We start from the raw sequence: 23,341 nt of genomic DNA, 5'->3' as shown, positions 1-23,341 counted from the left end.
CGGGCATGGTCCGGGGATTGCCCTTATTCGCCGATAATCTGTCCGGCCTCGTTCGCGACGACTTTCAGCACCGCCGTCCAGGCATCGACGTTCTGCTGGAGCTGCACCGGATCGACCTTGTCCAGCGTGTCGTCAGGCGTGTGGTGCAAGTCGAAATAGCGGGTGCCGTCCTGACTGAGGTCGATCACCGCTAGCTTCTGCGCCTCGATAATCGCGCCTACGTCTGCGCCGCCATCGGCCTTGTCCGCGCTTGGCACAATGCCCATCGGGTTCAGCGCGGCCTTGACCTTGTCCGCCACCGATTTTGCAACGCGGTTGAACTTCACGTTCCACACCCGGTCCGCGCCGAAATCGCTTTCCATGGCGAGCGCGTGCGGATCATTGGCGTGGGCCTTGCCATAGGCATCGCCGCCGAACACGCCGATCTCCTCAGACCCGGCCCAGAGCACGCGGATGGTACGCAGCGGCTTGCCGCCGGCCTGTGCCTTCAGCGCCGCAGCCGTAACAATCGCGCAACCCGCGCCGTCATCGATCACCCCCATACCGATGTCCCAGCTGTCGAGGTGGCAGGCGACGATAATTTTGGGCAGAGTCGGATCGCGCCCCGGAAGGTCGGCGATGACATTGCCCGAAGGCAAGTTGGGCGTGGTGCGGCCGGTCAGGGTAAGGGCCAGCTTAATCGGCTTGCCGGTCATGGCGATCAGCGCGACCATATCGGCATCAGGGTTGGCAATGGCACCCGCCGGAATTGCCGTGGTGCCAGTGGGCCAGCTTGTCGCGCCGGTGTGCGGATTGCGGTGGTTGTCAGTGCCGATCGAACGGATGACAATGCCGATCGCGCCCTTCTGTGCGGCGATCGCCGGCCCTTGGCGGCGGACATTGCCATAAGGACCATAACCAGAGCCGTCCTGATTTGCGCGCATGGCGTGATCGACAAAGGCGATCTTGCCGGTGAGCGATCCCGCCGGTGCGGCCTTCAGCGCATCGAGCGTGGCGAAATAGACAAGGTCGCCCGAAATCCCGGCCTCGGACGTCGTCCCACTGTAACCTAGCGCGGTAACCGCCAGCTTGTGCGGATAAGGCGCGGTCAGCACGGCGCTTTCATTGCCGCGCACATAGCTGGTGACTGTGAACGGCTCGATTGTGACGTTCGAAAATCCCAGCGCCTTCAGCCGCGCCGTGGCCCAGTCACGGGCGCGGGCCTCGGCCGGAGATCCGGCCATGCGCGGGCTGACTTCCATGGTCAGGTCGGTCAGAATCGACAGGGCCGATTCCTTGTCACGCTGATTTTCCTGGGCCTGAGCGGTGGAGAGAGAAAGGGCGATGGCGGCGGCGCAGGTGGCGACGCGAACAGAAATAATGGTCATGACACCACTTGCTAACGGCCCTTTGGCGGCGCGGCAAGGTTGGTATCATTTGCGACAATTTGCGTCATGACACCCATTCAGTGCAGGATCAGGTTAGCGATGCGAAAGTCGGCAGGATAGGGAGCCAATATCAATGGGCGATGTTGAAATTGCCTTGAACCGCTTCGGGCTCGGCTGGAAAGCCGGCGAGGCCCCGCCAGCGAACCCGCGGCGCTGGCTTGTCGATCAGATCGCCCGCTATGATCCTGCCCCGGCCGGGATAGCCGCCCTGCCTCGCACGCCCGAACAGATCGGCAAGCTCGCCGCCTTGCAGACCGCCCGGACCGAGAGGCGGCAGGACCGCGCGGAGGCGGCGAACGAGCCAGCCCCAAAGGCGATGACGCAGCCGGCCATGGAATCGCGGGCGACACCCAGCTCCCAGCCTCGTCCCGAAGCGCAATTGCTCAAGCCCTTGCGCGATAGCTACGTTCAGGCGGCAGGCGCGCGGATGGCTCAGGCTGTTGCCACTGACACGCCGTTCATGGAGCGGCTGGTGGCCTTCTGGTCGAACCATTTCGCCGTATCGATCGACAAGGGCACGGTCATCGGACTGGCCGGCACGTTCGAAAACGAAGCGATCCGGCCTAACGTCAATAGCAAGTTTTCCGACCTGCTGTTCGCCGCCGTGCGCCATCCGGCCATGCTGCTGTTCCTCGATCAGGCGCAGTCGATCGGGCCCAATTCGCTGCTTGGCCAGCGCGCGCAGCGCCGGGGTGCGGAGCGTAAGCCCGGCATCAACGAGAACCTCGCCCGCGAAATCATGGAACTGCATACGCTCGGCGTGCACAGTGGCTACACGCAGGCAGACGTCACCGAATTCGCCAAAGCGCTGACCGGGACGACCGTGACCGGCCTCGGTCGCCTCGCCCGCCTGCTGCCCTACGATTCCGGCCGCGCCGCCTTTGTCGAGCAATTGCACGAGCCCGGCGCGCGCACGGTGATGGGCAAAAAATACGCGCAGGCGGGCGAAGCACAGGGCCGCGCCATCCTCAACGATCTGGCGGCTCACCCGGCCACCGCACGCCACGTCGCAACTAAGCTCGCCCGGCATTTCGCAGCGGACCATCCGCCCCCCGCGCTGGTCGCGCGGCTGGAGCAGGTCTACCTCAAGACTGGCGGTGATTTGCCTTCGCTATACCGCGCGCTGGTCGAAAGCCCCGAGCCGTGGAGCAATCCCGGCGCGAAATTCCGCCAGCCGTGGGAATGGCTCGTCGCGGTGCAGCGGGCCACCGGGCTGGTCATCCCGGCGCAGGGAGGGCAGTTCAGCCTCAACCAGCTGGGCCAGCCGACGTGGCGCCCCGGCTCGCCCGCCGGGTGGGACGATCTGGCGGCAAGCTGGGCGGCGCCCGATGCGCTGCTGCGGCGGGTGGAGCTGGCGAACCGCTATTCCCGCAACCTCGCCACCATCGATTCCCGGACGCTGGCGCCCCGGCTTTTCCCCGAAAGCCTGAGCGAGGGGACGCGCACCGCCGTGGCCCGTGCCGATTCCGGCCAGCAGGCGCTCGCTTTGCTGTTGGTCTCTCCTGAAATGCTGCGGAGGTAATCCGATGACGCTCTCCCTCAATCGCCGCAATATGCTCGGTGCTCTTGGCGCGGCGACGCTGCTGCCCACCCGGCTGGCCTATGCCGCTGCTGCCCAAGGGGAGCGGCGCTTCGTGTTCATCATCCAGCGCGGCGCGGCGGACGGACTGGCAACCCTCGCCCCGCTTGGCGATCCGGCCTTCGAGAGCGCTCGCGGTGCCCTCGCGGCGGACTTTGCCGGCGCGGACAAGCTCGACACGACCTTTGCCCTGCACCCAGCGCTGGCAGGCATGGGCGCGCTCTACTCGCAGAAGCAGGCGCTGTTCGTCCACGGCGTGGGCATTCCCTATCGCGACCGATCACACTTCGATGCACAGAACGTGCTCGAGACTGGCGGGACCAAGCCTTACCAAACCAAGGACGGCTGGATGAACCGGCTGCTCGCGCTGCTTCCCGGCGGTACCCGCGCCTTGGCGGTCAGCCCGACCGTCCCCGCCGCATTGCGTGGCCCCCGCGACGTGACAAGCTACGCCAATTCGCGGCTGCCCGATCCCGATGCCGAACTGATGAGCCGCGTTTCGCAGATGTATGCTGGCGACAAGCAGCTCCACGCGCTGTGGGAAAGCTCGATGCAGGCAAAGGCGATGGCCGCCGGCAATGATGACAGCGGGCAGGACCCGGTCGCCACCGGCAAACTGGTGGCGAGCTTGCTCTCCGGCCCCAGTGGCGCGCGTGTCGCCATGATCGAGACTGGCGGCTGGGACACACACTTTCAGCAGAAGGGACGGATCGAGCGCCAGCTCAAGGGCCTCGACGCGATGATCGGCGCGCTGAAAACCGGCCTCGGCCCGGCGTGGAACGAGACGCTGGTACTGGTCGCCACCGAGTTCGGCCGCACCGTTGCGCCCAATGGCACCGGCGGCACCGACCATGGCACCGGATCGCTCGCCATGCTGCTCGGCGGCACGGTCAGCGGCGGCAAGGTGGTGAGCGACTGGCCGGGCCTCGCGCAGGGACAACTGTTCGAGGGCCGCGACCTCAAACCCACGCTGGCACTCGACGCGGCGATTGCGGGGGCGGTCGGAGCGCATTTCGGGCTCGATCCGGCGCTGGTGCTGGCGACCTGTTTCCCCGGCGGGGGCAGCAAGCCGATCGGTGGATTGATCCGGGCCTGAACCTTGCGCCGTGCTGGGTGCGCTGGCACTAGCCGGCAATGCTGCGCGCGCTCACCCCGCTTCAGGCCCGCTTGCTCGCCGTGTTGTTCGCGGCGTTCTGCCTGTGGTGCGGCGTGCAGAGCATGGCCCCCGCCCCCGATGTGGCAGTGACCAGCGCCAGCTATACCGACATCCAGCTTTATCAGGACATCGCCGAGAAGGTCCGCACCGGCACGCCCTATCACCAGGCCGCCCGCGATTTGCAGACCGCGCATGATTACCCGACCCAGCCCTTCGTCACGGTGCGCCTGCCGACCCTCGCCCACATGGCCGCCGCGCTTGGCTGGAAGGCACTGCAAGGAATCCTCGTCGGTGTGTTGCTGCTCGCCGTTATCCGCTGGTACCGCATTGCTGCCAAGCAAAGCCCGGGCGAGGCGCTGGGCGCGGCAGTTCTGACGCTTGCCGGCGGCGCGATGGTCACCCAGCCCGGACTGATCGCCATGCATGACTTCTGGGCCGGGGTCCTAACCTGCGCCGCGATGACCTTTCGCGGCACGAAGCGCTGGCCCTTCGCAATCCTGCTCGCCGGAGCCGCACTGATAATCCGCGAATTGGCACTGCCCTTTGCACTGCTCGCGCTGGTCTTCGCTTTGTGGGAGCGGCGGCGCGGCGAGGCGATCGGCTGGGCCGTGCTGATCGCACTGTTCGGCGTCGTCATGCTGCTTCACGCGCAGGCAGTTCATGCGGTGGTCCTACCGACGGACAAGCAATCCGCCCCATGGACCGGACTGCTCGGCATCACCGGCGTGCTACGCGGCCTGACCGACACCAGTGTTCTGGGCATGTTGCCCCCGCCACTCGCCTATGGCCTGATTCCGTTAGCGCTGCTGGGGTGGACCGCCGCGCCGCGCGGGTTTGCGACTTTCGGACTGCTTTATTGCCTGGGCATCGCTGCGATGATCGCGCTGTTTTCTCGGCCTGACAATTTCTACTGGGCCTGCCTGCTCCAGCCGCACTGGTTCATCGGCTTCGCCTTCCTGCCGCGCGCGCTGCGCGCCTTGGCACATGCCATGCTTGCGAGGCGGCCCGCCGCCCTGTAGAGGCGCGGCAAATCCTGCAATCCAAGACCAGAGGTACACCCGTGGCCGCTCAATATGCCTATGTCATGAAGGACATGACCAAGACCTTCCCCGGCGCGCAAAAGCCGGTGCTGAGCAATATCAGCCTGCAATTCTATCAGGGCGCAAAGATCGGCATCGTCGGCCCCAACGGCGCGGGCAAGTCGACCCTGATGAAGATCATGGGCGGGATCGACAAGGACTACACGGGCGAAGCATGGCCGGGTGAGAACATCACCGTTGGCTATCTCCCGCAGGAGCCTGAGCTCGACAAGACCAAGACCGTGCTGGAAAACGTCAAGGACGGCGCCCGCGAAATTGCCGACATGGTTGACCGCTTCAACCAGATCGGCATGGAAATGGGCGAGGACGGCGCCGATTTCGACGCCCTGGGCGCCGAAATGAGCGAGCTTCAGGACAAGATCGATGCAGTCGATGGCTGGACGCTCGACAACCAGCTTGAGGTCGCGATGGAAGCCCTGCGCTGCCCCCCCGGCGACTGGTCGGTCGAGAACCTGTCGGGCGGTGAAAAGCGCCGCATCGCGCTCACCCGCCTTCTGATCCAGAAGCCGGGCATCCTGCTGCTCGACGAACCGACCAACCACCTCGATGCCGAAAGCGTCGAATGGCTGGAAAACCACCTCAAGGACTATGCCGGCGCGGTGCTGATGATCACCCACGATCGCTACTTCCTTGATAATGTGGTCGGCTGGATCCTCGAGCTCGATCGCGGAAAATACTTCCCTTACGAGGGCAACTATTCGACCTACCTCGAAAAGAAGGCCAAGCGCCTCGAGCAGGAAGACCGCGAGGAAAGCGGCAAGTCCAAGGCGATCCAGCGCGAACTCGAATGGATTCGCCAGACCCCGGCGGCGCGCCAGGTCAAGTCCAAGGCGCGTATCCGCAAGTTCGAGGAACTGCAGAACGCGCAGGACAATCGCCCGGTCAGCAAGGCGCAGATCGTCATTCAGGTTCCCGAGCGCCTTGGCAGCAAGGTGATCGAAGTGAACAACATCTCGAAGGCTTACGGCGACAAGCTCCTGTTCGAGGACCTGTCCTTTACCTTGCCGCCGGGCGGCATCGTCGGCGTGATCGGGCCGAACGGCGCGGGTAAATCCACGCTGTTCAAGATCATCACCGGCAAGGAAGTGCCCGACACCGGCACGATCGAGATCGGCTCGACCGTACACCTCGGCTTCGTCGACCAGAGCCGCGACCACCTCGACCCGAAGAAGAACGTCTGGGAGGAAATCTCCGACGGGCTCGATTACATGACGGTCAACAAGCAGGAAACCAGCACCCGCGCCTATGTCGGCGCGTTCAACTTCAAGGGTGCGGACCAGCAGAAGAACGTTGGCAAGCTCTCGGGCGGTGAACGCAACCGCGTCCACATGGCCAAGATGCTGAAAGCCGGCGGCAACGTGCTGCTGCTTGACGAACCGACCAACGATCTCGACGTTGAAACGCTGGCCGCTCTGGAAGACGCGATCGAGAACTTCGCAGGCTGCGCCGTGGTCATCAGCCACGACCGCTTCTTCCTCGATCGCCTCGCCACCCACATCCTCGCCTTCGAAGGCAACAGCCACGTCGAATGGTTCGAAGGCAACTTTGCGGCTTATGAAGAAGACAAGCGCCGCCGTCTGGGTGACGCAGCGGATCGTCCGACGCGGTTGGCTTACAAGAAGCTGACGCGCTGAGGAATAACGGGGCCGGGTCTGGCGGATACGCTGACCCGGCCCATCGCTCGCTTATGGGCGCATTCGAATCCGGTGTGCTATCCTCGCGCCCAAGGTCGCCTCCATCCGCAACGTCATCCTGAACTTGTTTCAGGATCCATTCCTCCGCGCGCTCGGAGCATGCGGAGGCGCGTAATGGTTGCCCCAAGCGCCTTTCGATGGTTCCGGCTGCAACGGCGCGATGGATCCTGAAACAAGTTCAGGATGACGTGGGTTAGCCAAGTGGAAGTTAACGGCCGCCCTACGCAGTTCCCCTTGGAAACGACTCGCCAAGCCGGCGGTTCCACCCGGCTTTCCTACATCGCCCGGATTTGAGACAAGCATACCACGCTCTTTCTCACTGTCGGCCTTGGAATCACACTTGCTCCCGAAAAACGGCGATGTGTCACCCAAATCCCAATTAATTCTTTGATTTTCAACGTAACAATCAGGGTGACACATTTGCCCGATCTGTCACCTCTGTCACCTTTTTCCCCAGCAGACCTTCATAAAACTCCGCCCAAACCTGAACGGGAAGCTGACAGTCCCATTCAGCCTGTCGAAAGTAGGGAACCGTTAACCCCTCAACAGTGGACGCCGCGAAGGGTCGCGGTGCTTTTTGATCTGGAGATCGGCCATGGCCGTGAAGCATTTCCTTAAATCGAGTGGTTGGGCCGCGCTTGCGGTTGCAGCTGCCGTGGCTTCGCTCCCGGCTTCGGCCGAAGCGCAAGAACGCGGCTGGGGTCGTCGCAGCGGTGAAGCCGCCGGCAATGTCGGTGGCAGTGCTGCCGAAAACGGCGGTCGCCAGTGGGGCGGCGGCATTCGTGGCGGCGGTGACGGCGGTGGCCGGGCCCAGCGCCAGCAATCAGCTCCGCAGGCACAGGCGCAAGTCCAGGTGCAGGCACCGGTAGCGGCACCTGCCCCGCAGCAACGCAGCTGGAACGGCGGCGGGCGGACCGGCGGCGAAGCAACCAGCACGCCCAACTGGCGTGGCCGCTGGCAGGCACAGGCCCAGCAGGCTCCGCAGGCTCAGGCCAATTCGCAGGCTGACGCACAGACGCGCGGCAGCTGGAATGGCGGCGCTACGCAGGGTCGTCGCGGCTGGAATGGCGGCGGACAGGCCACCACTCAGCCCGCTCCGCGTGCGGAAAGCCAGTGGAACGGCGGCAATTCGCGCCGTGACGGTGACCGCTATGGCACTGCTCGCACAGAGCAGCGTCCGGCCCAAACCACCCGTCAGACTGACGGTCGCAACTGGCGCGATGGCAACCGTGATGGGCGCACCGACACGTGGCGTGGCGATCGCCGCGGTGACACCTATCGCAGCAACAATTCGTGGCGTGACAACAACCGGTGGGGTGCGAACACCAACAACCGGCGCTGGGACCGCGATTGGCGCAGCAACAACCGGTATGACTGGTATTCATACCGTAATACCAACCGCAACGTCTTCCGCATCGGCTATTACAACGCGCCGTACCGGGGCTATTCTTATCGCCGCCTGTCGGTCGGTTTCTTCATGGACAGCCTGTTCTTCGGGTCGAACTACTGGATAAACGATCCGTGGCAGTACCGCCTGCCCAACGCCTATGGTCCCTATCGCTGGGTCCGCTACTACGATGACGCCCTGCTGGTCGACATCTATACCGGCGAAGTGGTCGACACGATCTACGATGTCTTCTGGTAAGCCAGTCTCCGGTTAAGTCCTCCGGTTGAGTGGACCGGAAAAGGAGGGCCTTCGTTCGCAGATGAACGGAGGCCCTTCGTCCGTTTGTTCTTGCCCTTCGCGCAGGCCGCGATAGGCAGTCTTTGAAATCAATAGCATGACGAATGGGCGATGGATCCCGCACTCGAACCTTACAACAATGCTCCCAACCCGGACAAGCAGGCGCTGAAGCGAGTCGGGCAGATCGTCCGCCGGCGGTTGGCGGCCGATCCCGGCGCACAGAAATTTCCAGTCGAAGGCGCGGAAATCTATGGGATCAGCGATTTCCTCGGGCCGGAGGAATGCGACCGCTTCATCAAGATCGTCGATGACAATGCGCGGCCTTCCACGCTGTACGAACACGGCCAGGGCAGCGAATTTCGCACCAGCTATTCGGGCGATGTCGATCGCGGTGATCCGTTTGTGAAGATGATAGAGCGGCGGATCGATGATTGCCTGGGCATGACCCCGGCTTTTGGCGAGGCGGTACAGGGCCAGCGCTACACGGCGGGGCAGGAATTTCGCGCTCATAACGACTGGTTCTGGACAAAGGCCAAGTATTGGGACGGCGAGGTTGTCCGCGGCGGGCAGCGCAGCTGGACAGCGATGATCTATCTCAACGACGTGGAGGAAGGCGGCACGACTGACTTCGTCCGCCTTGGCCTGTCGATCCCGCCGCAGCGTGGGGTCATGCTGGTCTGGAACAACGCGCTGCCCGATGGCACGCCGAACATCGATACACTGCACGCCGGAATGCCGGTGATCAGGGGGGTAAAGTACGTGATTACCAAGTGGTACCGGACGCGCCGATGGGCGTGAAACTCGCGGCGGCGCTTTCGCTGACTTCTACCCTCATCGCCGTGCCGGCGGCGGCTCAGGACGTGCCCCAGCTCGCCGCAGCCCCGGTGGCGACCGCCAGCCTGCCTGACCGCAGCGATGACCAGAAGCTGATGCTGCTGTTCGCGCAGGATGCCAAGCGCGATCGTGCCAACTCCCCGCTCCAGGCGATCTATCGCGGCGAACAGGCCGACCCGGCGCTGATCGGCCAGATATTCACCGACGCGCTTGACCGCCGCCGCCTCGCCGCGGCGAAGCAGAGCCTGGCCGCGCTGAGCCGGATCAACCGCAGCAGCCTCAGCCCGGAACGGCAGATTTCGTACGACATCTTCCTCGGCGATACGCGCACGTCGATCGATTTCCTCCAACCGGAAACCCGCGCCCTGACCGCCGTCCGCCCGCTGACCCATTTCGGCGGGCTGCATGTCGAATTTCCCTCGCTGATTGCCGGCAACCTGCCGTTCAAGACCGAGGCGGACTACCGCAGCGCGCTGGCCATCGAGAAAGTCGTGCCCAAGGTGCTCGACACGGCGGTGTTGCGCTTTGGCGAAGGGCTGGCCAGCGGCGTGGTCGATTCCAAGCTGACCACGACCAACATGATCGCGCAGATTGATGCGATTCTGGCGCAAAAGCCCGAAGAATCGCCCTTCTACGCACCGATCCGAGACATGCCGAAGTCGATTCCCGAAGCGGCTCGCGGCAAGTTGTCGGCTGATTATCTCGCCGTGATCCGCAGCGAAATCTATCCTGCCTACCAGCGCCTGCGGACCTTCCTGGCCGAGCAATACCTGCCTGCCGCGCGCGTCCAGCCGGGTGTCTCGGCGATGAAGGGCGGGCCTGCGCTCTATCGCAAGATGATCAAGCTCCACACCTCGCTGGCGCTCGATCCCGAGGAAGTGCACCAGCTTGGCCTCGGCGAAGTCGCCCGCATTCAGCGCGACATGGAAAGCGTTAAATCGCAGCTCGGCTACAGTGGCAGCCTTCGCCAGTTCTTCGACGTGCTGCGCACCGATCCGCGCTATCACCCCAAGACCCGCGACGATCTGGCGCGCGGATTTGCCGCCATCGCCAAGACGGTCGAGACTCAAATTCCGCTCTATTTCAATAAGGTTCCCAAGACCCGGCTCGAGATTGAGGCCTACCCGGCCTACCGCGAAAAGTACGAGGCGGGCGGTTCCTACAACCAGGGTTCGGCGGATGGTACGCGGCCCGGCGTGTTCTTCTACAACGCCTATGATCTGCCCAGCCGCTTCCTCACCGGAATGGCGACGCTCTACCTGCACGAAGGCGCGCCGGGGCATCATTTTCAGATCAGCCTGGCGCAGGAGAATACCGCGCTTCCCGATTTCCAGCGCTTTGGCGGCAATACGGCCTTTGTCGAAGGCTGGGCGCTTTATGCCGAAACGCTGGGCTATTCGATGGGGCTCTACAAGGACCCGATGCAGCACTGGGGCACGCTTGACGATGAAATGCTGCGCGCCATGCGGCTCGTGGTCGATTCGGGCCTGCACGCCAAGGGGTGGAGCCGCGAGCAGGCGATCGACTACATGCTTGCCAATTCGGGAATGGGCCGCACCGATGCCACGGCAGAGGTGGAACGCTACATCGCCTGGCCGGGGCAAGCGCTCGCCTACAAGGTGGGTGCGTTGACCATACAACGCCTGCGCAAGAAGGCCGAAGTCGCACTTGGGCCAAAATTCGACCTTCGCGCCTTCCATGAACAGGTTCTCGGCTCGGGCGCGCTGCCGCTGCCGGTGCTGGAAGCGAAGATCGACCGCTGGATCGCGGCGGGCGGCTGACGCATCTCGTCGCAGAAATCCGGTTTCGCTAACCGGGGGGTAACCAATCGCTCCTAGTTTGCCTTTCACGGGTACGTGGAGAATGACGAGTGGATTCCATCACTATCGACGGGCAGCACGAAGATGCCTTCCGCCAGTCGATCGAGGACATGCTGCGACGCGGCCTGGCCGACGATGCGGCGTTGCACCTGCGTTCGCTCCTGCAACCCTTCACCGGTGAAGTCGCGCCGTTTCCTGCGCGCTTCATGGCGGTATCCCACGAAGATATCGAGATTTCCGGCTGGGAAGCGCTTGATGAAGGACTAAAGAAGTTCGACCGCGCCGAACAGCCAGTGACGGCCGTGTGCCTGTCCTTCGGCGATCCCGAAGGCCGCGCGCCGAAGCCCGATGGCGCCGGCCTGATGAGCCTGCCTGTCGAAACCGCCTATTTCTCGGACGAGGCCTTTCCCTTCTCCGAATCGGACCGCAACGACCTGCTTGACGGCTATTCCTCGTTCGGCTGCCAGTGGGCGGGCGATTGCGAGGGCGTCGATCATGCCATCGCCTTTCGCGGAGTCGACGACCTTTACGGCGCGCTGGCCCAGCTGGAGCAGCATCTGCTTTCCAGCGACACCCCTGATCCCGACGAGATCCGCGCCGGCACGATAGCCTCGTGCTATCTCTCGGTCCTGTTCCACAAGGCGCTGCGTGACAGTTTCGCCAAGCGCCGTCTGGGCCGCCCGCTCTGCGTGTTGACCGCGAACAACGGGGTCTATCCCTCGTTCGACGCCCCCGTGCTGAGCTGTGACGAATATCTGGCTGGCGGCGAAGTCGTAGCCATCGCCGCCGCCGCTCCGCCGCCGCTGGTCGCCGAGGACAGTCTGGCCCCGGCGCATGTGGCGATTGATGACGAAGAGACTGCCGAAGAGGCCAGCCTGCTCTCCATCGGTATCAAGCGCGCGGCGAAGAAGCCGGTACTCGCACTGGCCGAAGGTGAAGATGGCGCCAGCATGGACGAGATGATTGCCAGCGCCGCGCTGGGTGTCGCTCCGCCGCCGCCGCCAAGCCAGCCGGCACTGGGCGACGATCCGTTCGATTACCGCCCGTATCTTGAGCCGCAGCGGCCAGCAGTCGAGGACGTGTTCGAAGACCCGGCGAGCTTCGTCGAAATTGCAGCCGAAGCCGAAGAGGAACTTCCCGAGCCTGTAGCCAAACCTATGGCGGCTGAGGAGATTCCCGCCGATGCCGACGAGCCGGAAGTGACTGAAGCCGTGGACAGCGCCCCGGTCGAGCCTGCCCAGCCGGTGGTGGATGTCGCTCCGGTCGTGGACACCGCTCCGGCCGAGCCGGATGCTCCAGCTCCGGTTACATCAGACGACACGTCGCCAACCCCGACCGCGCAGGCGACCATCGAGGAACTCATCAAGCCGCGGCCTGCCGCTCTGACGCCTGAACAGATCAAGGAAGGCTACAAGCCGTGGGCGGTGACGCCCGACAATGAACGGCAGATGGGCGATACAGTCTGGCCCGAACGCGAGGAAAATCCCGCCGTCCGCGCCGAGGATATTGCGCCGTTCGAACCTGATCTGCCGCCGCCGCCGCTACCGCCACGCGAATTTGCTCCGCAGGCCGGCCACAGTCTGCGCGCGCGGATGATCAGCAGCGGCGAGGCTCCTGCCCCGATGCCGGAAGAGCGTCCGTCGGTCTGGAGCAAGCTCGTCGACCGGCTGTTCGCCCTGTTCCAGCGCCGCTGAGCGGCGCGAAAACTCAGTTGGCGAGGGCCTCGGCGATCAGCAGCCGCGTGTTCGCGACCCCGTAAAGCGCGATGAAGCTGCCCATGCGCGGCCCCTGGCTCGATCCGAGCAGGGTTTCGTAAAGGCACTTGAACCAGTCGCGCAGGCCTTCGAACCCGTATTCCGAGTTCTTGCCGATCTCGTAAACCATGTTCTGCAGCTCTTCCGCGCTGGCGTGGTCACCAGCCGCAGCCAATGCGGCATCAAGCGCCGCCAAGGCTGCTGTCTCGCCGCCCTCGGGCTTGCGCCGGGCAAGCGTCGGCGCGACGAAATCGCGGTTATAGGCCAGCGCCGAAGTGACCAGCACGTCGACCTGCGGATGGGCATCGGGCCGCGCGTCCGCGACATAGTTGGCAAGGTACGACCAGACCTGTTCGCGCGTCGCGTTCGGCCCCAGCACGCCGACCAGATTGAGCAGCAGGCCATAAGTCACCGGCAGGCTATCGCCCGCGCCGCCGCCGTCACCATTGGCGCGCAGCAGGTGCCACACCGGATTGCCGAGTTGCTGTTCGATAGGCTGATCGGCCAGCTTTTCGCGGAACTGCCAGTATTCATCGACCGCGCGCGGCACCACGCCGACGTGGAGCGACTTCGCGCTCTTCGGATCGCGGAACAGGTAAAAACCCAGGCTTTCCTCGCTGCCATAGGTCAGCCACTGATCGATGGTCAGGCCGTTGCCTTTCGACTTGGAAATCTTCTCGCCATTCTCGTCGAGGAACAGCTCATAGATCAGGCCTTCAGGCGGACGTCCGCCCAGCGCGCGGGCAATCTTGCCGCTTTCGCGCACAGAGTCGGTGAGGTCCTTGCCGCACATTTCGTAATCGACGCCCAGCGCGACCCAGCGCATCGCCCAGTCGACCTTCCACTGCAGCTTTGCTTGTCCGCCGAAGATGCAATGATCGACCATGTCGCCATGATCCTCGAACCGGATGATCCCGGCTTCGGCATCGACGACCTCGACCGGAACCTGCAGCACCTGGTGCGTGCGCGGGCTTACCGGCAGGATCGGCGAATAGGTCTTGCGCCGTTCCTCGCGCAGGGTCGGCAGCATGATGTCCATGATCGCGCCGAAATTGCGCAAGACCCCGCGCAGCGCCTCATCGAAGGCACCCGAGTTGTAGCGATCGGCAGCCGAAACGAATTCATAGTCGAATTCGAAGCGATCGAGGAAATCGCGCAGCATCGCGTTGTTGTGGTGCGCGAAGCTTTCGTACTTGTTGAACGGATCGGGAATCCGGCTGAGCGGGTGGCCAAGATAAGCGGTGAGCAGCCCCTGATTAGGCATGTTATCAGGCACCTTGCGCAGGCCGTCCATATCGTCACTGAACGCCACCAGCCGCGTCGGCGCGCCGCCAGTCAGCGTTTCATAGGCCCGGCGCACCAGCGTGGTGCGCAGCACTTCCTGAAAGGTGCCGATGTGCGGCAGGCCCGAAGGGCCATAGCCGGTCTCGAACAGAACCGCCGCGCCGCCCGGTTTGCCTTCCGGGAACCGCTTGATCAGCTTGCGGGCTTCCTCAAAGGGCCAGGCCTTGGAAACCTTGGCGGCGGACAGGAGTGCATCTTCGGTCATGGGCACGGCCTTTCGCGGACCCACGCGGTTTTCGCAAGTGCGAAGTCTGATCGCGCGCCAGCCCTGCGGCGCCGACTGGGTGCAAAACGTCGCAGATGGCTTGCCCTCTGTTCCATTTCCGTTCTAATCCGGGGCCATGCGTCCCCTGCCCCTTCCCGCGATCCACGCCAGCCATTCCGGCTGCTGGCTGCGCGATGGTGCGGGAACCACGCGCGGCGCGGCGAAGGGTGAGGCGATCATGGCGGCGGCAGATACGCCGCTGATCATGCTCAACGCGCCGCTGGTCGCGAGCCGCTTGGGCTATCCCGACCTGTCGGGGCTCGACCTGCTGGAACTGTTCGCTTTCATCCACCCCGCGCAGTTCATCGTGCCCACGCCCAAGGGCATCGCTCATGCGCTTGGGCTGGCTGAACCGGCGAGCGACGACGGGGTGCCCGCCCTGCTCCAGCTTGCCGCCGGAACGCTGCTCGCGCGGTGCGAAGAACCTGCGTGGAAAGAGCGTGACGGCGCGTGGTCCGCGCTGCAGTCGCTCACCCGCCTGCGCTGGCCATGGGCCCCGCTGCTCGCCCCGCGCATTGCCAAGCCCGAACGGGCCGAGCGTGGACTGTTCGGCAAGCTGCCCGAATGGGAGGAAGCGCCCGAGCGGCCACAACCGGCGCAAGTTTCGCTGGGGCCTGAAGAAGTCGCCGCGCGGCTGGCAGCGCTGACTGGCAGCGGAGCCGAAGTGCGCGCCGGTCAGCAGGCCTATGCCGCCGAAGCTGCGCGCACCTTTGCGCCGCGCCAGAAGGAGAACCGGCCGCACGTCCTGCTCGCACAGGCGGGGACCGGGATCGGCAAGACGCTGGGGTATCTCTCGCCCGCTTCGGTCTGGACCGAGAAGTCCGGGGGCACGGTCTGGGTCTCGACCTATACCAAGGCCCTGCAACGTCAGCTCCGCCGCGAAAGCGCGCGCGCCTGGCCCGGCCAGCGCGCCGATGGCAGCCAGCCGGTGGTCGTGCGCAAGGGGCGTGAGAATTACCTGTGCCTGCTCAACCTTGAGGACGCGCTGCAAGGCGGATTCAACGGACGCGCGGCGATCATGGCGCAACTGGTGGCGCGCTGGGCGGCCTATAGCCTGGACGGCGACATGATCGGCGGCGACTTGCCCGGCTGGCTCGGCACGCTGTTCCGCCAGCGGGGCATTGCCGCGCTGACCGACCGGCGCGGCGAATGCGTCTATGCCGGGTGCCCGCATTACCGGAAGTGCTTCATTGAACGCTCGGCACGGGCTTCGGCGCAGGCCGATCTGGTGATCGCCAACCACGCGTTGGTCATGGTCAACGCCGCGCGCGGACGTGACCATGCGCAGCGGCCCACGCGGCTGGTCTTTGACGAAGGCCATCACGTGTTCGAGGCCGCCGATTCCACCTTTGCCGCCGCGCTGACCGGGAGCGAGCTGATCGAACTGCGCCGCTGGGTGATCGGCCCGGAGCGCGGATCGAAGGGCCGCCGCCGGGGCCTCGCTGCGCGGCTCGCCGATCTCGCCAGCTATGACGAGGCCGGGGGCAAGGCCATCGCCGCCGCCCGCCACGCTGCTGAGGCCCTGCCCGGTGACGGCTGGCTGCAACGGCTGAATGACGGCATGCCCTCCGGCCCGCTTGAGGACCTCCTGCAGGCCGTGCGCACCGTTACCTATGCCCGCGACGAAAGCGGCGGCCAGGAAGCCGGCTATGGGCTGGAGACCGAGGCGGCGCAGCTTGACGGCCCGTTCAATGAACTCGCCGGTGCCGCCCAGTCCGCGCTGGCAGAAATTCGCAGCCCGCTGATCCGACTCGGCGTCCGGCTCGAAGCGATCCTTGCCGAACCGCCCGACTGGCTCGACGGATCAGGCCGTGCGCGGGTCGAAGGCGCGCGCGCCTCGCTGGCCTGGCGGGTCGATCTGATCACCGCATGGGAAGCCCTGCTCGAACGATTGGGCGGGCCGGCGGACCCTGAATTCGTTGACTGGTTGGCGGTCGAACGCGGCGATGCCCGCGAGTTCGATGTCGGCATCCACCGCCGCTACCTCGATCCGATGAAGCCTTTCGCAAGGGTAGTGCTCGAACCTTCGCACGGGGTCATGGTCACTTCGGCGACGCTGCGCGACGGGGATGACTGGCAGGCGGCGATTGCCCGATCCGGCGCGCACCATGTCGATGTCCAGCCGCACCTGTCGCTCAGCGAAAGCCCGTTCAACTACGCCGATCAGGCCGAAGTGATCATCGTCACCGACGTGCCCAAGGGCGACATTTCTGCGCTCGCCGGGGCCTTTTCGCGGCTGATCGAGGCTTCGGGTGGTGGCGCGCTCGGCCTGTTCACCGCGATCCGCCGGCTGCGCGCGGTGCATGGCCGGATAGCCGACCGCCTCGCGCGCGCTGGACTGCCGCTTTACGCCCAGCACGTTGATCCGATCGACACCGGCACCTTGGTTGACATCTTCCGCGACGATCCCCGTTCCAGCCTGCTCGGCACCGATGCGCTGCGCGACGGGGTCGACGTGCCCGGCCATTCGCTGCGGCTGGTGATCATGGAGCAAGTGCCGTGGCCCAAGCCCTCGATCCTCCACCGAGCCCGCCGCGCTGCCAATGGCGGCTCCGCCCATGACGACCGCATCATCCGCGCCCGGCTGGCACAGGCCTTTGGCCGATTGATCCGCAGCCGTCAGGACCACGGTACTTTCGTGGTCCTCTCCGCAGCCTTCCCCAGCCGCTTGCTCTCCGCCTTCCCGCCGGGCACCCCGATCACGCGGCTGACCCTCGACGAGGCCTTGCACCGGGTGGCGGCGCGTGCTTCAGGCGTGGCTGTCCACACCGAAACCGCGAGCGAGTAAACGTCCGCCGATGAAGCTGCCGTCATGAAACTTCTGGGCCTGTTCCGCCACGCCAAGTCCGATTGGCACGACGCCAAGGCGCGCGATTTCGACCGCGGGCTTAACGCGCGCGGCCGCAAGGGTGCGGCGCTGATGGGCCGCCACATCGTCGAGCACGGCGTGAAGTGGGAACAGATCATCGCTTCCCCCGCCGTGCGCGTGGCCGAAACGATTGAGCTGGCGGCCAAGGCTGCGGGCCGCGAAGTGCCGGTAATCTGGGATCGGCGCATCTACCTGGCCAGCTCGGTGATACTCACCGAAGTGCTGCACGACCTGCCTGACAGCGTGAACAAGGCCATGATGGTCGGCCATAATCCGGGGCTTGAGGACCTGATTTTCGACCTCGTCCCCGATGACGGCACCTGCCCGCTGCGCGCCAAGGTGGAGGACAAGTTTCCCACCGCCGCCTATGCCGTACTCGAATGCGATATCGATAGCTGGGCCGACCTGCATGATGGCTGCGCGAAGCTGGTCTACCTGATGCGCCCGCGCGATCTAGACCCGGAACTGGGACCTGAGCCGGCGGACTGGTGAGCTAGTCTTAGCCACCTTTAACCCAACCCCCTCGCTCCGTCATCCCCGCGCAGGCGGGGATCCATGTGCCCTCGCCTGTGCAAACCGCCGTCGATTGCACTGGCAGCCGTCGATGGATTCCCGCCTGCGCGGGGATAACGGACAAGTGTTGCGGTGAAACTCGGTACTGCTGGCGACCGATCAGGCGGCCAGCGCGGCAGCGAGTCGGTTGCGGATTTCCATCAGCGCGGCGACAGGAATGCCGCTGCCTGATGAAACCGGTGCCAATGCCACCTGCGCGGCAGCGGGTGCCCGTTCAGGCCCCGGCCCTTTGCCCGAAAGCACAGCCTTCGCGCCTTTCAGCGTGTAGCCTTCCTTGTGAACGAGGCGATCGATCGATTCGACCATCGCCACGTCCTCAGACCGGTAATAGCGCCGTCCGCCGCTGCGTTTGAGCGGCTTCAGCATCGGGAACTGTTCTTCCCAATAGCGCAGGACATGCTGACGAATGCCGATCGCCTTGGCGACCTCGCCAATCGTGCGCAGCGCGTCGGGCGCCTTGCGGGCGTCGAACTGGAGGGCCCCCTCTTCCGACATCAGCCGGTTACGCGCTCCTTAAGGAGCTGGCTGGCGCGGAAGGTCATGACCCGCCGCGGGGTGATCGGCACTTCGACGCCGGTCTTGGGATTGCGGCCGATCCGCTGCGCCTTGTCGCGCAGAAGGAAGGTCCCGAAGCCCGAGATCTTGACGTTTTCGCCATTGGCCAAGGCATCGCTCATATGACCGAGGATGGATTCCACCAGCCCGAGCGATTCCGCTCGGGAAAGTCCCATCTTCCGGTTGATCGCGTCAGCCAGGTCTGCTCGAGTTAACGTGCTCATGGAGCGCATCTGCTCCTTTCCCCCTCAATAGCGACCCCCGTGAGTCGGGAAGATAATCAACCGTAGGAAAATTGCAACGCAATCGCTTGGCTCTACGCAAGAAAATGCGCCCTGACGCGTTTCCTATCCGCCGAATCACATGCGGACCAGGCTGGCACCCCAGGTAAAGCCGCCGCCCATCGCTTCCAGAACAATCAGCTGGCCCGGCACGATCCGCCCGTCACGCACCGCGGCATCCAGCGCCAGCGGCACCGAAGCAGCCGAGGTGTTGGCGTGCTGATCGACGGTCATGATCACGCGGTCCATCGGCAGGCCGAGCTTTTTTGCTGTGCCCTCGATAATCCGGGAATTGGCCTGATGCGGTACGACCCAGTCGATATCGGAGGCCTGTCTGCCTGATATTTCAAGTACTTCGCGCAGTACGTCGGCCAGATTGTTGACCGCGTGCTTGAACACCTGATTGCCGGTCATCCGAAGCTTACCGACCGTTCCGGTGGTCGAAGCGCCGCCATCGACGAACAGCAATTCGTTGTGCGCGCCATCCGCGTGGAGCTTCGTGGCAAGGATACCGGGAGCATCAGGATCGTCGCTTTCGCGCCCTTCGAGGACAACTGCGCCAGCACCGTCACCAAACAGCACGCAGGTGCCGCGATCATCGAAATCGAGCAGGCGGCTCATCGTTTCGGCGCCGATTACCAGTGCCTTGCTGGCCATGCCCGAACGGATCATCGAATCGGCCACACCGAGCGCGTAAAGGAAGCCCGAGCAGACCGCCTGAACGTCAAAAGCCATGCCGCCATTGCAGCCGAGCGCGGCCTGAACTGTGGTCGCGGTGGCGGGAAAGGTCTGGTCCGGCGTGGTCGTGCCCAGCACGATCAGGTCGATCGAACTGGCGTCGATGCCGGCAGCCTCAATCGCCTTGCGCGCCGCCGCCGTGGCGAGGGTCGAGGTGGTTTCGCCTTCTCCGGCGAAATAGCGGCTGCGGATGCCGGTGCGTTCGCGAATCCAATCATCGCTGGTATCGACCAGCCGCGCCATCTCTTCATTGTCGACGCGGCGCACCGGCAGGGCCGATCCGGTGCCGGTAATGACAGCGCGCAGGGTCATTCTGCAGCATCCTTGGCCGCAGCCCCCTTGGCCGCGCGGCCATTGCCCAGCCCGTGGCCGCCCAGCTTGGCGAGATCGCCGGAAATACGTTCGATGAGGTTTTCCTCAAGCAGGCGGGCGGTAACATGCACCGCATTGGCCACGCCCAGCGCCGAGGCCGAGCCGTGGCTCTTCACGACGATGCCGTTCAGACCAAGGAACACCGCGCCGTTGTGGTTGTTGGGATCAAGGTGACCGCGCAGCAGTTCGGTCGCCGGGCGCGAGACGAGGAAGCCGAGCTTCGAACGCAGCGACGAGGTGAAGGCACGCTTGAGCAGGTCACCGACGAAACGAGCCGTGCCTTCGACCGCTTTCAGCGCGATGTTGCCGGAAAAGCCGTCGCTCACCACCACGTCAACATCGCCGCGGCAGATCTTGTCCGCTTCGGTAAACCCGTCAAAGGTCAGTTCCAGACCCTGTGCTGCCAATTTGAGCTGATTGGCGGCATCGCGCAGCGATTCGGTGCCCTTGTTTTCTTCGGTGCCGATGTTGAGCAGGCGCACGCGGGGCGAATCGAGATCGGTGACGATCCGCGAATAGGCCGCGCCCATGATGGCAAACTGGACGAGATTGCGCGCATCGCATTCGGTGTTGGCGCCAAGGTCGAGCATGATGACGTCGTTGTCGCCCAGCGTCGGCAGCAGCGCGGCGAGCGCGGGCCGGTCGATCCCCGGCATGGTGCGCAGCGCGAGCTTGGAAATCGCCATCAGCGCGCCGGTATTGCCGCCGCTGACTGCGGCACCGGCATGTCCGGCCTTCACGGCGTTCACCGCCATGCCCATCGATGTGTGCTTGGCCCGGCGCAGCGCCTGGCTGGGCTTTTCCTCACCCGAAATGGTTTCGGGCGCGTGGAGGATTTCGGATGCAGCCCGCAGATTCGGGTGGTTTTCAAGCGCTGCCTTGATGAGCATTTCATCGCCCACCAGCAGAAACTTGAAACGATCGTGGCGACGGCGAGCAAGCGCCGCGCCCTCAACCATGACGCGCACGCCTTCATCGCCGCCCATCGCATCAACGGCGATACGCGGCAGGCTCATGCGTTCGATCCCCCTCGTCCGGCCTTAGAGGCCGACGGCGAGGATCTCGCGACCGTTATAATGGCCGCAGGAGGTGCACAGGTGATGCGGGCGCTTCAGTTCGCCGCAATTGCCGCATTCGTGGAAGGCATCGACCTTCAGCGCATCATGGCTGCGGCGCATGCCCCGGCGGGAGGGCGAAGTTTTTCTTTTGGGGACAGCCATTGCGGCACCTGTTCCTGAATCTGCGAAAGAATGGGTCGTATTGCCACTGCGAGTCCGTGGGACCCGAGGACAGCGAAGGCGGGCCTATAGACTATTTCGTCGCCGTTGCAAGCCGCTAGGAATGGGCTACCGTGACCTGACCTTTCGGATAACGAAAACGGGGGAGAATTTCATGATTGTACTGCTTCCAACCACCTTGTGCCTCACGGCCGCGGCGCTGGTTGTCAATTTCTGGCTGAGCATGCGCATCGGCAAGCTGCGCCATGCGCACGGCGTTTCGGTGGGCGACGGCGGCAACGAAGCCATCCTGCGCCGCATGCGCGCCCAGCTCAACTTCATCGAGCAGGTGCCGCTGACCCTGCTGGCCATCGCCTTGGTCGAGGCTGCCGGCAAGGGCGGCGCGTGGCTGGCCCCGGTCGGCGCGGTGTTCATCCTTGGCCGCGTGGCCCACGCGATCGGCATGGACGGCGGTTTCAAGGCCGGACGCGGCATCGGCATGCTCACCGGCATGGTGATCCAGCTTGGTCTGGTGGTCGTCAGCGTGCTGATCGCGCTGAACAAGTTCTGACCGAATTCCGCCGCGATCAGCGGTATTTGGCGTCGGCCACGAACGGGTTTGTCAGCCGTTCGTGGCCGAACGTGCTTGTGGGGCCGTGGCCGGGGATGAAAGTGACATCATTGCCCAGCGGCCACAGCCGTTCGGTAATCGAGGCGATCAGATCGGCATGGTTGCCCTTGGGAAAGTCGGTCCGCCCGATTGAGCCCTGGAAAATAACGTCACCCACCACGGCCAGCCGCGTGGGCTCGTGGAAAAACACGACATGGCCCGGCGTATGTCCAGGGCAGTGAATCACCTGCATTTCGACCTCGCCAAAGGTCACGGTATCGCCGTCATGCAGCCAGCGATCGGGGGTGAAGCTCTCGCCCTCCAGCCCGTACCGTTTCGACGGATCGTCAAGGCTTTCGATCCAGAACAGGTCATCCTGATGCGGCCCTTCGATCGGCACGCCCAGATCGCGCGCCAAGACCCCGGCCATGCCGCAGTGATCCATGTGGCCGTGGGTGATCAGCAGCTTTTCCACAGTGATTCCCGCGCGCGAAATCGCCAGTTTCAGCCGATCAAGATCGCCTCCGGGATCAACCAGCACGCCGCGCATGGTCTTGGTGCACCACAGCAGCGAGCAGTTCTGCTCGAACGGCGTCACGGGCACGATGGCGGCGCGGAGAGGAGGAAGTGTGTCAGTCATGCCGCCGTCCTTGCCGTCCATTTAACGGGCTGACAACCGGGAATGCGCCGGCATACAGTACGCCTGCGGGATGACGACAGTTTCCCTTACAAACGCCCGCTTTTCCACACCACGCGCCCCACCACCCGCACTTCCTCGGGCGGCAGCTCGATCGGGCGATAGGCCGGGTTTTCGCTCTCAAGCACGATCCGCCCCGGCACGCCCGACTGGACGCGCTTGACCATCAGGGCATCGCCGATCCGCACAACGTGGACCCCGTCGCGCAGCGGGCGCGGGGTGCGATCGACGAGGATCTCGTCGCCGTCGCGCAGCAGCGGCTCCATCGAATCGCCGGTCACCTCGATCGCACTGAGCATGGCGGGATCGAACCCCTGCCCGCGCAGCCAGCGGGTGGAAAAACGGAAGGTGCCCACCGGCACTTCTTCAGCGGCGAAGGCCCCCGGCCCGGCCGATGCGCCCAGCGGCAAGCGCAGAATGTCGACGAAGTCACTGCGCCGACCGCCCTCAGCGCGAGCCGAGGAAATTTCCCCCGGCGCACCCAGTTCCGAATCGCTCACACCGAAGTAGGAGGCCAGCGTCCGCCGGTCCCCCTCGTCCAGCTTGCGCGGGCTGCCCTTGCGCACGAACTGTTGTAAATACGTAGCATTCCGTCCGATCAGGGTTGAAAGGGCGGCAAGACTGACGCCGCGTTGCTCGGCAAGCTGGAGCAATCGGGCGCGGGGATCGGTGGCTTCCATGCTGATCTATCTATACGATGTAATTTTCCTATACAAGTAGGATTTCGCCGGTCACCTAAACAGACACCCAGTAACGAGTCGCCAAGAAGGGA

General features: G+C 64.5%; 20 protein-coding genes. 11 read left to right on the top strand and 9 right to left on the bottom strand.

The features are described 5' to 3' along the window. Positions 1 to 23: 23 nt before the first annotated feature. Positions 24 to 1,367 (bottom strand): M28 family peptidase, encoded by a 1,344-nt coding sequence (locus tag WG900_RS01570; protein ID WP_339964195.1) that lies wholly within the window; start codon positions 1,365 to 1,367, stop codon positions 24 to 26. A 133-nt stretch (positions 1,368 to 1,500) separates the two neighbouring features. Here WG900_RS01570 and WG900_RS01565 point away from each other — a divergent pair, with 133 nt between their 5' ends. The 8 genes from WG900_RS01565 (at position 1,501) to WG900_RS01530 (ending at position 12,988) form a co-directional block, all read left to right on the top strand. Then, entirely contained in the window at positions 1,501 to 2,949 is a 1,449-nt protein-coding gene (locus WG900_RS01565; RefSeq protein WP_339964194.1) for a DUF1800 domain-containing protein, read from the top strand. 4 nt (positions 2,950 to 2,953) lie between these two features. Then, positions 2,954 to 4,102 (top strand): DUF1501 domain-containing protein, encoded by a 1,149-nt coding sequence (locus WG900_RS01560; protein ID WP_339964193.1) that lies wholly within the window; start codon positions 2,954 to 2,956, stop codon positions 4,100 to 4,102. A 38-nt stretch (positions 4,103 to 4,140) separates the two neighbouring features. Next, the gene (locus tag WG900_RS01555; protein WP_339964192.1) at positions 4,141 to 5,181 is read left to right on the top strand and encodes a hypothetical protein; all 1,041 of its coding nucleotides are present in this window, start codon (positions 4,141 to 4,143) and stop codon (positions 5,179 to 5,181) included. A 41-nt stretch (positions 5,182 to 5,222) separates the two neighbouring features. Next, positions 5,223 to 6,896 (top strand): energy-dependent translational throttle protein EttA, encoded by a 1,674-nt coding sequence (gene ettA / locus WG900_RS01550; RefSeq protein ID WP_339964191.1) that lies wholly within the window; start codon positions 5,223 to 5,225, stop codon positions 6,894 to 6,896. Between the two features lie 655 nt (positions 6,897 to 7,551). Further along, complete coding sequence (locus WG900_RS01545; RefSeq protein ID WP_339964190.1) at positions 7,552 to 8,601, top strand: RcnB family protein; 1,050 nt, start codon at positions 7,552 to 7,554, stop codon at positions 8,599 to 8,601. Between the two features lie 150 nt (positions 8,602 to 8,751). Then, the gene (locus tag WG900_RS01540) at positions 8,752 to 9,438 is read left to right on the top strand and encodes a prolyl hydroxylase family protein (protein WP_339964188.1); all 687 of its coding nucleotides are present in this window, start codon (positions 8,752 to 8,754) and stop codon (positions 9,436 to 9,438) included. Continuing rightward, positions 9,429 to 11,255, top strand: a complete 1,827-nt coding sequence (locus WG900_RS01535) for a DUF885 domain-containing protein (RefSeq protein WP_339964187.1) — start codon at positions 9,429 to 9,431, stop codon at positions 11,253 to 11,255. The genes WG900_RS01540 and WG900_RS01535 overlap by 10 nt, the downstream gene beginning before the upstream one ends. 89 nt (positions 11,256 to 11,344) lie before the next feature. Next, positions 11,345 to 12,988 (top strand): hypothetical protein, encoded by a 1,644-nt coding sequence (locus WG900_RS01530; protein WP_339964185.1) that lies wholly within the window; start codon positions 11,345 to 11,347, stop codon positions 12,986 to 12,988. 13 nt (positions 12,989 to 13,001) lie between these two features. Here WG900_RS01530 and WG900_RS01525 read toward each other — a convergent pair whose 3' ends face one another. Continuing rightward, the gene (locus WG900_RS01525) at positions 13,002 to 14,597 is read right to left on the bottom strand and encodes a lysine--tRNA ligase (protein WP_339964183.1); all 1,596 of its coding nucleotides are present in this window, start codon (positions 14,595 to 14,597) and stop codon (positions 13,002 to 13,004) included. Between the two features lie 136 nt (positions 14,598 to 14,733). On the opposite strand from WG900_RS01525, the gene WG900_RS01520 reads away from it, so the two are divergent. After that, entirely contained in the window at positions 14,734 to 17,445 is a 2,712-nt protein-coding gene (locus WG900_RS01520) for an ATP-dependent DNA helicase (RefSeq protein ID WP_339964181.1), read from the top strand. 24 nt (positions 17,446 to 17,469) lie between these two features. Beyond that, positions 17,470 to 18,018 (top strand): SixA phosphatase family protein, encoded by a 549-nt coding sequence (locus WG900_RS01515; RefSeq protein WP_339964179.1) that lies wholly within the window; start codon positions 17,470 to 17,472, stop codon positions 18,016 to 18,018. Between the two features lie 180 nt (positions 18,019 to 18,198). Here the strand turns inward: WG900_RS01515 and WG900_RS01510 are convergent, their stop codons facing one another. The 5 genes from WG900_RS01510 to rpmF form a co-directional block, all read right to left on the bottom strand. Continuing rightward, the gene (locus WG900_RS01510; RefSeq protein ID WP_339964178.1) at positions 18,199 to 18,594 is read right to left on the bottom strand and encodes a MerR family transcriptional regulator; all 396 of its coding nucleotides are present in this window, start codon (positions 18,592 to 18,594) and stop codon (positions 18,199 to 18,201) included. Then, positions 18,594 to 18,887, bottom strand: coding sequence for an integration host factor subunit alpha (locus tag WG900_RS01505; RefSeq protein WP_310534706.1), 294 nt, complete (start codon positions 18,885 to 18,887; stop codon positions 18,594 to 18,596). The genes WG900_RS01510 and WG900_RS01505 overlap by 1 nt, the downstream gene beginning before the upstream one ends. Before the next feature lie 126 nt (positions 18,888 to 19,013). Further along, on the bottom strand, positions 19,014 to 19,985 hold the full coding sequence (locus WG900_RS01500; protein WP_339964176.1) for a beta-ketoacyl-ACP synthase III: 972 nt from the start codon (positions 19,983 to 19,985) through the stop codon (positions 19,014 to 19,016). Further along, positions 19,982 to 21,061 carry a phosphate acyltransferase PlsX gene (gene plsX, locus WG900_RS01495; protein WP_339964175.1) on the bottom strand — a complete coding sequence of 360 codons (1,080 nt, stop codon included), beginning with the start codon at positions 21,059 to 21,061 and terminating at the stop codon, positions 19,982 to 19,984. Before plsX ends, WG900_RS01500 begins: the two co-directional genes overlap by 4 nt. Before the next feature lie 24 nt (positions 21,062 to 21,085). Continuing rightward, positions 21,086 to 21,265 carry a 50S ribosomal protein L32 gene (gene rpmF, locus WG900_RS01490; protein WP_339964173.1) on the bottom strand — a complete coding sequence of 60 codons (180 nt, stop codon included), beginning with the start codon at positions 21,263 to 21,265 and terminating at the stop codon, positions 21,086 to 21,088. Between the two features lie 172 nt (positions 21,266 to 21,437). Between rpmF and WG900_RS01485 the strand changes: the two genes are divergently transcribed. After that, positions 21,438 to 21,833 carry an MAPEG family protein gene (locus tag WG900_RS01485; RefSeq protein ID WP_339964171.1) on the top strand — a complete coding sequence of 132 codons (396 nt, stop codon included), beginning with the start codon at positions 21,438 to 21,440 and terminating at the stop codon, positions 21,831 to 21,833. 16 nt (positions 21,834 to 21,849) lie between these two features. Here WG900_RS01485 and WG900_RS01480 read toward each other — a convergent pair whose 3' ends face one another. Both WG900_RS01480 and WG900_RS01475 read right to left on the bottom strand, forming a co-directional pair. Next, positions 21,850 to 22,512, bottom strand: coding sequence for an MBL fold metallo-hydrolase (locus WG900_RS01480; protein ID WP_339964169.1), 663 nt, complete (start codon positions 22,510 to 22,512; stop codon positions 21,850 to 21,852). Between the two features lie 86 nt (positions 22,513 to 22,598). Beyond that, on the bottom strand, positions 22,599 to 23,249 hold the full coding sequence (locus WG900_RS01475) for a S24 family peptidase (protein ID WP_339964167.1): 651 nt from the start codon (positions 23,247 to 23,249) through the stop codon (positions 22,599 to 22,601). Positions 23,250 to 23,341: the final 92 nt, after the last annotated feature.

It is taken from the genome of Novosphingobium aquae (assembly GCF_037572715.1).
Lineage (GTDB): Bacteria > Pseudomonadota > Alphaproteobacteria > Sphingomonadales > Sphingomonadaceae > Novosphingobium > Novosphingobium aquae.
This window is presented reverse-complemented; position numbering and strand designations above follow the sequence as displayed.

Excerpts from the sequence above, each read along its gene's own strand:
- WG900_RS01510 (WP_339964178.1), bottom strand. The coding sequence starts at position 18,594 with ATGTCGGAAGAGGGGGCCCTCCAGTTCGACGCCCGCAAGGCGCCCGAC.
- WG900_RS01500 (WP_339964176.1), bottom strand. The coding sequence starts at position 19,985 with ATGACCCTGCGCGCTGTCATTACCGGCACCGGATCGGCCCTGCCGGTG.
- WG900_RS01505 (WP_310534706.1), bottom strand. The coding sequence starts at position 18,887 with ATGCGCTCCATGAGCACGTTAACTCGAGCAGACCTGGCTGACGCGATC.
- WG900_RS01485 (WP_339964171.1), top strand. The coding sequence starts at position 21,438 with ATGATTGTACTGCTTCCAACCACCTTGTGCCTCACGGCCGCGGCGCTG.
- WG900_RS01555 (WP_339964192.1), top strand. The coding sequence starts at position 4,141 with ATGCTGCGCGCGCTCACCCCGCTTCAGGCCCGCTTGCTCGCCGTGTTG.
- WG900_RS01565 (WP_339964194.1), top strand. The coding sequence starts at position 1,501 with ATGGGCGATGTTGAAATTGCCTTGAACCGCTTCGGGCTCGGCTGGAAA.
- WG900_RS01560 (WP_339964193.1), top strand. The coding sequence starts at position 2,954 with ATGACGCTCTCCCTCAATCGCCGCAATATGCTCGGTGCTCTTGGCGCG.
- WG900_RS01515 (WP_339964179.1), top strand. The coding sequence starts at position 17,470 with ATGAAACTTCTGGGCCTGTTCCGCCACGCCAAGTCCGATTGGCACGAC.
- WG900_RS01535 (WP_339964187.1), top strand. The coding sequence starts at position 9,429 with ATGGGCGTGAAACTCGCGGCGGCGCTTTCGCTGACTTCTACCCTCATC.
- WG900_RS01540 (WP_339964188.1), top strand. The coding sequence starts at position 8,752 with ATGGATCCCGCACTCGAACCTTACAACAATGCTCCCAACCCGGACAAG.
- WG900_RS01525 (WP_339964183.1), bottom strand. The coding sequence starts at position 14,597 with ATGACCGAAGATGCACTCCTGTCCGCCGCCAAGGTTTCCAAGGCCTGG.
- WG900_RS01570 (WP_339964195.1), bottom strand. The coding sequence starts at position 1,367 with ATGACCATTATTTCTGTTCGCGTCGCCACCTGCGCCGCCGCCATCGCC.
- WG900_RS01480 (WP_339964169.1), bottom strand. The coding sequence starts at position 22,512 with ATGACTGACACACTTCCTCCTCTCCGCGCCGCCATCGTGCCCGTGACG.
- WG900_RS01545 (WP_339964190.1), top strand. The coding sequence starts at position 7,552 with ATGGCCGTGAAGCATTTCCTTAAATCGAGTGGTTGGGCCGCGCTTGCG.
- plsX (WP_339964175.1), bottom strand. The coding sequence starts at position 21,061 with ATGAGCCTGCCGCGTATCGCCGTTGATGCGATGGGCGGCGATGAAGGC.
- WG900_RS01520 (WP_339964181.1), top strand. The coding sequence starts at position 14,734 with ATGCGTCCCCTGCCCCTTCCCGCGATCCACGCCAGCCATTCCGGCTGC.
- rpmF (WP_339964173.1), bottom strand. The coding sequence starts at position 21,265 with ATGGCTGTCCCCAAAAGAAAAACTTCGCCCTCCCGCCGGGGCATGCGC.
- WG900_RS01475 (WP_339964167.1), bottom strand. The coding sequence starts at position 23,249 with ATGGAAGCCACCGATCCCCGCGCCCGATTGCTCCAGCTTGCCGAGCAA.